Here is an 8,404-nt window from a genome sequence, read left to right as displayed (position 1 = left end):
GTCCCGCTCCGCGTCGCGGTCATGGGCTGTGTGGTGAACGGTCCCGGCGAGGCCCGCGAGGCCGACCTCGGGGTGGCCTCCGGCAACGGCAAGGGCCAGATCTTCGTGAAGGGCGAGGTCATCAAGACCGTCCCGGAATCGAAGATCGTGGAGACCCTCATCGAGGAGGCCATGAAGCTGGCCGAGCAGATGGAGGCCGACGGCATCACGTCGGGCGAGCCGACGGTGGCGGTAGCGGGCTGAGAACGCTGTGGAGGGCGGGGAGGGGCCGCAGGCCCCGTTCCCCGCCCTCCAGGGGCGCGGGGAACTGCGCGACAAGCCACGACGAACCCGCACCCGCCGCACAGACCCCAGGCACCCGAGCTCAAGAGCGCACCCCCAAAGCAGCGCAGCTATAGTGCGGGGACCACAGCAGAACCCCCAGGGTGAGGCCCCGCACGTGTTGACCCAGACCACCTCACGGGTGCTCGAACCGAGCGACCTCGACGCAGCGCTCGCGGTACTCGACCGCGAGCCCGTCGCCAACGCCTTCGTGACCGCCCGCGTCCAGGTCGCCGGCCTGGACCCCTGGCGGCTCGGCGGCGAGATGTGGGGCTGGTACGAGGACGGCATGCTCACCTCCCTCTGCTACGCGGGCGCCAATCTCGTCCCCGTCTGCGCCACCCCCCGCGCCGTCCGCGCCTTCGCCGACCGCGCCCGGCGGGCCGGCCGCCGCTGCTCCTCCATCGTCGGCCCCGCCGGACCCACCTCCGAACTGTGGCGCCTGCTGGAACCGCACTGGGGCCCCGCCCGCGAAGTCCGCGCCCACCAGCCCCTCATGGTCACCGACCACCTGCCCGAGGACATCCACCCCGACCCCTACGTCCGGCGCGTCCGCAAGGACGAGATGGACACGATCATGCCCGCGTGCGTGGCCATGTTCACCGAGGAGGTCGGCATCTCCCCGATGGCCGGCGACGGCGGACTGCTCTACCAGGCCCGCGTCGCCGAACTCGTCGGCTCCGGCCGCGCCTTCGCCCGTCTCGACGGCCGGGGCAACGTGGTTTTCAAGGCCGAGATCGGCGCCGCCACCGCCAAGGCGTGCCAGATCCAGGGCGTCTGGGTCGCCCCCGAGTACCGGGGCAAGGGCCTCGCCGCCCCCGGCATGGCCGCCGTACTGCGCTACGCGCTCGCCGACATCGCGCCGGTCGCCAGCCTCTACGTCAACGACTTCAACACCGCCGCCCGCGCCACCTATCGCAGGGTGGGGTTCGAAGAGGTCGGCGAGTTCATGAGCATTCTCTTCTGACGGGCACACCGGGCCGCCCCTGTACGCTCCCCGCATGGACCTCGTGATCGGCACCCTGGACCTCGCAGCCCACGTAGACGAGGCCCTCGCCGTACAGGCCCTCGCCTTCGGCCTCGGCCCCGACGAGATCGCCGTACGCCGCCAGATCGTCCAGCGGCACATGCGGATGCCCGGCGCCCGCGCCCTCGGGGCCACCAGCCGGGGCGCGCTGATCGGGTTCGTGTACGGGATGCCCAACTCCCGCGACCACTGGTGGTCCACCATCGTGGAGCCCTACCTGCGCGCCGAGGGCAACGACGGCTGGCTCGACGACTCCTTCGTCATCACCGAGCTGCACGTCCACCCCGGCCACCAGAACCGGGGCGTCGGCCGCCGCCTGATCACCCGCATCACCGACAGCGCCGCCGAACCCCGCTCGATCCTCTCCGCCATCGACACCGACAGCCCCGCCCGCGGCCTCTACCACGCCCTCGGCTACACCGACCTGGCCCGCCAGGTCCACTTCCCGAGCGCCCCCAAGCCGTACGCCGTCATGGGCGCCCCCCTCCCACTGCGCCGTCGTTAACCGATTTCCACCCGTGCGGGCGGCCCGGCTAACCTCCTAGCCATCACCTACATTTCCGGCAGGAGTACGAGAAAAATGGCGAACGTACCGGTCCAGCGCATGTCCAAGTTGTTGGCGAAGACGCTGCGCGACGACCCGGCGGACGCCGAGGTCCTCAGCCACAAGCTCCTCGTCCGCGCCGGTTACGTCCGCCGCACCGCCGCCGGCGTCTGGTCCTGGCTGCCGCTGGGCACCAAGGTCCTCGCCAACGTCGAGCGGATCGTGCGCGAGGAGATGGACGCCATCGGCGCCCAGGAGGTCGTCCTCCCCGTCCTGCTGCCGCGCGAGCCCTACGAGGCCACCGGCCGTTGGGACGAGTACGGTGCCGAGCTGTTCCGCCTCCAGGACCGCAAGGGCGGCGACTACCTCCTCGGCCCCACCCACGAGGAGATCTTCACCCTGCTGGTGAAGGACCAGGCATCCTCGTACAAGGACCTGCCGGTGATCCTGTACCAGATCCAGTCCAAGTTCCGGGACGAGGCGCGTCCCCGCGCGGGCATCCTGCGCGGCCGCGAGTTCCTCATGAAGGACTCGTACTCCTTCGACACCGAGGACGAGGGCCTGGCCTCCTCCTACGCCCTGCACCGCGCCGCCTACCAGCGGATCTACGAGCGCCTCGGCCTCGACTACCGCATCGTCGCGGCCACCGCCGGCGCCATGGGCGGCTCGCGGTCCGAGGAGTTCCTCGCCCCCGCCGAGGCCGGCGAGGACACCTTCGCGGACTGCCCCAACTGCGACTTCGCCGCCAACACCGAGGCCGTGCGCTACGACCTCGTCGCCGTCGACGGCTCGGCCGTGCCCGCGCTGGAGGAGATCCCCACCCCGGACACCCCGACCATCGAGACCCTCGCCGCCTCGCTCGGCGTCCCGGCCTCCGCCACGCTGAAGAACCTGCTGGTCAAGGTGGACGGCGAGATCGTCGCCGTGGGCGTGCCCGGTGACCGCGAGGTCGACATGGGCAAGGTCGAGGAGCACTTCGCCCCGGCCGCCGTCGAGCTGGTCACCGCCGAGGACTTCGTCGGCCGCCCCGACCTGGTGCGCGGCTACGTCGGCCCGCAGGGCCTGGGCGAGAAGGTCAAGTACATCGCCGACCCCCGCGTGGCCCCCGGCACCGGCTGGATCACCGGCGCCAACAAGGAGCACACGCACGCGAAGAACGTCGTCGCCGGCCGTGACTTCGAGGTCGACGAGTACGTGGACGTCGTCGTGGTCCAGGAGGGCGACCCCTGCCCCAAGTGCGGCGCCGGGCTGAAGCTGGACCGGGCCATCGAGATCGGCCACATCTTCCAGCTCGGCCGCAAGTACGCCGACGCCCTCAAGCTCGACGTGCTCGGCCAGAACGGCAAGCCCGTCCGCGTCACCATGGGCTCCTACGGCATCGGCGTCTCCCGCGCGGTCGCCGCCCTCGCCGAGCAGACCGCCGACGAGCACGGGCTGTGCTGGCCCAAGGAGGTCGCCCCGGCCGACGTGCACGTGGTCGCCGCGGGCAAGGCGCTCCAGACGGAGCTGGCCCTCGACGTCGCCGAGAAGCTGTCCGCCGCGGGCGTCCGCGTCCTGGTCGACGACCGGGCCGGGGTGTCGCCGGGCGTCAAGTTCACCGACGCCGAGCTGATCGGCGTCCCGCAGATCCTGGTCGCCGGACGCCGCTCGGCCGACGGTGTGCTGGAGCTGAAGGACCGCAAGACCGGTGAGCGCGAGGAGCTGACGGTCGAGGAGGCCATCGCCCGCCTCACCGCCTGAGCGGATACGTGAGAAGGCCCGGCCGCTCGGCCGGGCCTTCTTTTGTTTCCGCTAGAGCCAGGTGGCGAACTCCAGCAGGAGGTCCGCGTCCTGTTCCCGGCCCACCCGGCGGGCCCGTACCCCGGACTCCACGGCCCGGAACAGCGTCCAGCCGCGCAGCCGCTCCTGGTCCACCTCCAGCGACTCAGCGAGCCGCTTGATCCGGCGCCGGGTCACCGACGCGCCGGACGGCACCGCGATCAGGTCCTCCACCCGGTCCCGCACCAGCCGCGCCAGGTCGAAGGCAGACTCGCCGACCACCGGGTCCGGGCCCACCGCCAGCCACGGCAGCCGCTCCCCGCCGAGCACCTTGCTCTGCCGGAACGTGCCGTGCAGCAGTCGGTGGTCCGGCGCGTCGGCCAGCAGTTCCTCACGTACGGCCAGTGCCGCGTCCACCAGGGGCGCCGAGTCGGGGTCCTGCCGCGCGCTCGCGGCCATCGCCTCGGCCTGCCGGCCGGTGCGCTCGGCCACCGTCTCGAACCGGTGCGCGTCCTCGCCCGACGGCGGGTCCACCCACAGACGGCGCAGCGTCCCGGCCGCCTCCAGCAGCGCCTTCGCCTCCGGCAGCGAGCGCACCGACACGTCCGGGTGCAGCCGCTCCAGCAGCAGCGCGCCCGCCGCCACGTCCGCGGGCCCACCGTCCAGGAGCTGTACGGCGCCCAGGCCGCCCCAGTGCGCCAGCGCGGCCCGCTCGCTCTCCGGCCGGGCCCGCGCGGGCGCCAGTTTCAGTACGGCGGGGCTGCCGTCCGCGCGCCGCACCAGCAGCACCAGGCTGCTCCGGCCGCCCGGCACCTGCACCCGGTCCACGGTCAACTCGCGTTCCGCGACAGCCCGTTCGGCCGCCTCGGGCAGTCCCGCCAGCCAGTCGTCACCGGGCGGCGCGGTCTCCCGGCTCGCCCGGACCAGTCGCCGGGGCGGTTCCAAAGCCATACGCGAGTCGTTCCCCTTCTCCTGAATCCGCCTGCTGTCCCTCAGGGCACCCCCACAACCGAAGGCCCAGGGAAGGCTACGCCTTCCCCACCCCCACCCAGCCCCAGCGCCACCGCCGCGATCCACGGTCCACGCCCCCAGGCCGCCGAAGCGGCACCTCCGGGGCCGCGACTCCAGCCGACGCCGGGCCGCCTGTCTCGGTGCCGACCCCGAGGCGGGGCCCCAGGGGCTGCTGGTCCGACCGGAGGACGCCCGGTCCGGGTCGGCAGGGGCGACGAAGGGGCGGAGTCCGCTGTGGGCTCCCTGGTCCCCCGTTCCCAGCCGGTGCCGGCGGCGGGCCGCCTGTCTCGGCGCCGACCCCGAGGCGGGGCCCAGGAGCCCGCCGGTCCGGCCGGGGGGCGCCCGGTCCGGGTCGGCGGGGCGACGCAGGTGTGGAGTCGGCTGTGGGTGCCCCTGGGTCCCGGTTCCCAGCCGGTGTCGGCGGCGGTGCCGGCCCGTGGGGACGCGGGGGTCGGGGGTCAGGGGGGCGGGGGTGCGGACGGGGGGGGTGTCCGGCGCGCCGGCGTGGCCTGTCGTGTTGTCGGTGCGTTCGGTCAGGCCGGGGAAAGCGGGGGTGTGGCCGGACCAGCGGGTGGCGCGTACCGCTGACTCGCGCAGGGACGCGGCGGCCGTGGTGCGGCGGGGGCCGGTGGTGGCGCGGACCAGGTCGGCGTAGACGCCGGCGAGACGTTCCTCCAGTTGCGCGGCCAGGCGCAGCGCCGCCGCGGAGTCGGCCACCGAGAAGGGCAGCGCGTACGCGGGGCTCGCCGCCACCGGCTCCCCGCCCAGGTCGCGGACCGAGCGGGCCAGGGTGTCGCGGGCCGCGCGGTGGGCGTCGTACGCGGAGCGGGCCTCGCCCTGCCGGGGCGTACCGATCCGGCCGCCGACGACCCCGTAGCCGTACACCGCCGCGTGCTCGGCCGCCAACGCGGCCTGGAGGGCGGTCAGTTCGGTCTTGTCGTGGGCGCTCACCTCGCCGCCTCCGTCAGCAGATACACGTGCGCGGACCCGGCCGCCGACACCGATGCCATCAGCCGGGCCAGCTCGCCCGGCACCTCCAGCAGCGCCGCCGCGCGCCGGTCCGCCACGGTCCGCTCGGCGGACGCCAGCGAGGTCAGCGCCTCCTTGCGGTCGGCGGACGCGGTGGGCACCGGCGAGGGCGACTTCTGCGCCGTGGCGCCCTTCGTCGCCTTGCTGTCATGGGCGTTCGTGCCGCCGAAGGCGTCCAGGTGCGCGGCCACCGCGGCCCGCAGCGGGGAGAGCCGCCCGGCGAGCGCCGGGTGCGCGTCGAGCACCGCGTCGTAGCGCGCCAGCAGATCGGCGCTGTCCCGCGCCGCACGCGAGCGGGCGCGGGTGGCCGCGGAGACCGCGCGCTCGGCGGGGCTCGACCCGGCCGAGCAGCCCGTCAGCAGGGCGGTGGCACCGGCCAGGGAGGCGAGCAGGGTTCTTCTGCGCGGCCCCGAGCGGGCGCGCGGCGAAGGGGAGTACGACACGGCAGACGTCCTCGGGGAACTCGTACGGGGAGATACGGGAGATACGGGAGAGACACGGTGAGGGGCGGCGAAGATCAGGCGCGGGACGGACGAGGGCACCGGAGAGCGGGGCCGCTCGAACCGGCCGCCCGCCCGTGATCACCGTACCCGCGCCCCGTCCCCGCACCACTCACCGGCACCGTTCCTCACCCCCGGCCGCCCACCGGACGGACGCGCGGGAGGTGCGGGGACGCCGAGGGTGGACGGCAACACCCATCCCGACCGGATACCCTTTGACCAGACACGCGACCATCCCACAACAGCACACGCGGCCGAGGAGTCACCCGGATGAGCACCACCCAGAGCGAGAGGCTGCGAGAGCTGCTCGAACCGCTCGTCACCTCCCAGGGGCTGGATCTCGAGGAGATCGCCGTCGACTCCGTCGGCCGGAAGCGTGTGCTGCGCGTGGTCGTCGACTCCGACACCGGAGCGGACCTGGACCGCATCGCCGATGTGAGCCGCGCGCTCTCGGCGAAGCTCGACGAGACCGACGCGATGGGCGACCAGGCGTACGACCTGGAGGTCGGCACCCCGGGCGCCGAGCGCCTCCTGACCGAACCCCGCCACTACCGGCGCGCCGTGGACCGGCTGGTCAAGTTCCAGCTCGCCGACGGCGGCGAAGTGGTCGCGCGCATCCTGGGCACGGACGACGAGGGCGTGGACCTGGAGGTTCCCGGTGTGAAGGGCCGCAAGGCCACCAACCGCCGGCTGGCCTTCCCGGAGATCGCCAAGGCGCGGGTGCAGGTCGAGTTCAACCGCAAGGACAAGAAGGACATGAAGGAAGAGGAGGAGGCGTAGCCGTGGACATCGACATGAGCGCCCTGCGGGGCTTGGTCCGGGAGAAGGAGATCTCCTTCGACCTGCTGGTCGAGGCGATCGAGTCGGCCCTCCTCATCGCGTACCACCGCACCGAGGGAAGCCGCCGCCACGCACGCGTGGAGCTGAACCGCCAGAGCGGTCACGTGACCGTGTGGGCGAAGGAGGACCCCGAGGACGTCGAGGAGGGGCAGGAGCGCCGCGAGTTCGACGACACCCCCTCCGGGTTCGGCCGGATCGCCGCCACCACCGCCAAGCAGGTCATCCTGCAGCGGCTGCGCGACGCGGAGGACGACGCCACGCTCGGCGAGTACGCCGGCCGTGAGGGCGACATCGTCACCGGCGTGGTCCAGCAGGGCCGCGACCCGAAGAACGTGCTGGTGGACATCGGCAAGCTGGAGGCCATCCTGCCGGTGCAGGAGCAGGTGCCCGGCGAGACCTACCAGCACGGCATGCGGCTGCGGTCCTACGTGGTCCGCGTCGCCAAGGGTGTGCGCGGCCCGTCGGTCACCCTCTCGCGCACCCACCCCAACCTGGTGAAGAAGCTCTTCTCCCTGGAGGTGCCGGAGATCGCGGACGGCTCGGTGGAGATCGCCGCCATCGCCCGCGAGGCCGGCCACCGCACCAAGATCGCCGTACGGTCCACCCGTTCGGGCCTGAACGCCAAGGGCGCCTGCATCGGCCCGATGGGCGGCCGGGTGCGCAATGTGATGGGCGAACTGAACGGCGAGAAGATCGACATCGTCGACTGGTCGGACGACCCGGCCGAGATGGTGGCGAACGCCCTGTCACCCGCCCGGGTGAGCAAGGTCGAGGTCGTGGACCTCGCCGCCCGGTCCGCGCGGGTCACCGTGCCGGACTACCAGCTCTCGCTGGCGATCGGCAAGGAGGGCCAGAACGCCCGGCTCGCCGCCCGCCTCACCGGCTGGCGCATCGACATCCGTCCGGACACCGAGCAGGTCGCCGACTAGCGCCCCGACTGGGGCCGACCGATCGTGTCCGTTCACCACACTGCAACTGTTCGATCTCTGCCCCAAAGGGGTGAGGTCGGTACGGGGAGGTAGACTTAACCGTGTCTGGCCGGACGCACACCCGAGCATGCCCTGAACGCACCTGTGTGGGGTGCCGGAAGCGGGCGGCCAAGAACGATCTACTGCGGATCGTGATGATCGAGGACGCCTGCGTCCCCGATCCTCGCGGTACGCTGCCCGGCCGGGGTGCTTACGTACACCCGGCACCGGTCTGTCTGGACCAGGCGGTTCGCCGCCGGGCGTTCACGCGGGCACTGCGCGCCCCGCGAGCGCTCGACACAAACGCGTTGCGCCGATACGTCGAGCAGACAACAGTTGCCGAGCAGGCAACACCGTAAGAAGTGCCGTCCGGAACACCGTGGCGGCCTGGTACCTCGCGAGTCGA

Annotated in this window: 8 protein-coding genes and 2 pseudogenes; 7 read left to right on the top strand and 3 right to left on the bottom strand. The window is 72.9% G+C overall.

Annotated features, from left to right (window positions below):
* The 4 genes and pseudogenes from ACZ3HQ_RS29335 to ACZ3HQ_RS29320 form a co-directional block, all read left to right on the top strand.
* Positions 1-243: pseudogene (locus ACZ3HQ_RS29335) on the top strand (flavodoxin-dependent (E)-4-hydroxy-3-methylbut-2-enyl-diphosphate synthase); the annotation flags it as partial.
* 196 nt (positions 244-439) lie between these two features.
* Positions 440-1,288 (top strand): GNAT family N-acetyltransferase, encoded by an 849-nt coding sequence (locus ACZ3HQ_RS29330; protein WP_467515567.1) that lies wholly within the window; start codon positions 440-442, stop codon positions 1,286-1,288.
* Between the two features lie 34 nt (positions 1,289-1,322).
* On the top strand, positions 1,323-1,853 hold the full coding sequence (locus ACZ3HQ_RS29325; protein ID WP_467515565.1) for a GNAT family N-acetyltransferase: 531 nt from the start codon (positions 1,323-1,325) through the stop codon (positions 1,851-1,853).
* Positions 1,854-1,928: 75 nt separating this feature from the next.
* Positions 1,929-3,632, top strand: coding sequence for a proline--tRNA ligase (locus ACZ3HQ_RS29320; protein ID WP_467515562.1), 1,704 nt, complete (start codon positions 1,929-1,931; stop codon positions 3,630-3,632).
* Between the two features lie 51 nt (positions 3,633-3,683).
* On the opposite strand, the gene ACZ3HQ_RS29315 is transcribed toward ACZ3HQ_RS29320, so the two are convergent.
* The 3 genes and pseudogenes from ACZ3HQ_RS29315 to ACZ3HQ_RS29305 form a co-directional block, all read right to left on the bottom strand.
* Positions 3,684-4,601, bottom strand: a complete 918-nt coding sequence (locus ACZ3HQ_RS29315; RefSeq protein WP_467515570.1) for an aminoglycoside phosphotransferase family protein — start codon at positions 4,599-4,601, stop codon at positions 3,684-3,686.
* Between the two features lie 600 nt (positions 4,602-5,201).
* Positions 5,202-5,612, bottom strand: a pseudogene (locus ACZ3HQ_RS29310) (ferritin-like domain-containing protein); the annotation flags it as partial.
* Positions 5,609-6,133, bottom strand: coding sequence for a hypothetical protein (locus ACZ3HQ_RS29305; RefSeq protein ID WP_467515558.1), 525 nt, complete (start codon positions 6,131-6,133; stop codon positions 5,609-5,611). The pseudogene ACZ3HQ_RS29310 and the gene ACZ3HQ_RS29305, both read right to left, overlap by 4 nt.
* A 327-nt stretch (positions 6,134-6,460) precedes the next feature.
* On the opposite strand from ACZ3HQ_RS29305, the gene rimP reads away from it, so the two are divergent.
* The 3 genes from rimP (at position 6,461) to ACZ3HQ_RS29290 (ending at position 8,357) form a co-directional block, all read left to right on the top strand.
* Entirely contained in the window at positions 6,461-6,970 is a 510-nt protein-coding gene (gene rimP / locus ACZ3HQ_RS29300) for a ribosome maturation factor RimP (protein WP_161202398.1), read from the top strand.
* Between the two features lie 2 nt (positions 6,971-6,972).
* The gene (gene nusA / locus ACZ3HQ_RS29295) at positions 6,973-7,959 is read left to right on the top strand and encodes a transcription termination factor NusA (protein ID WP_467515556.1); all 987 of its coding nucleotides are present in this window, start codon (positions 6,973-6,975) and stop codon (positions 7,957-7,959) included.
* A gap of 101 nt (positions 7,960-8,060) precedes the next feature.
* Positions 8,061-8,357 carry a YlxR family protein gene (locus tag ACZ3HQ_RS29290; RefSeq protein ID WP_078858668.1) on the top strand — a complete coding sequence of 99 codons (297 nt, stop codon included), beginning with the start codon at positions 8,061-8,063 and terminating at the stop codon, positions 8,355-8,357.
* Positions 8,358-8,404: the final 47 nt, after the last annotated feature.

It is taken from the genome of Streptomyces sp. NPDC018263 (assembly GCF_055562575.1).
Note: the sequence above shows the minus strand (reverse complement) of the source record. Positions and strands in the feature narration are given on the sequence as shown.

What these genes read in the sequence shown, in the direction of transcription:
- ACZ3HQ_RS29315 (WP_467515570.1), bottom strand. Translation starts at nt 4,601, where the DNA reads ATGGCTTTGGAACCGCCCCGGCGACTGGTCCGGGCGAGCCGGGAGACC.
- rimP (WP_161202398.1), top strand. Translation starts at nt 6,461, where the DNA reads ATGAGCACCACCCAGAGCGAGAGGCTGCGAGAGCTGCTCGAACCGCTC.
- ACZ3HQ_RS29320 (WP_467515562.1), top strand. Translation starts at nt 1,929, where the DNA reads ATGGCGAACGTACCGGTCCAGCGCATGTCCAAGTTGTTGGCGAAGACG.
- ACZ3HQ_RS29325 (WP_467515565.1), top strand. Translation starts at nt 1,323, where the DNA reads ATGGACCTCGTGATCGGCACCCTGGACCTCGCAGCCCACGTAGACGAG.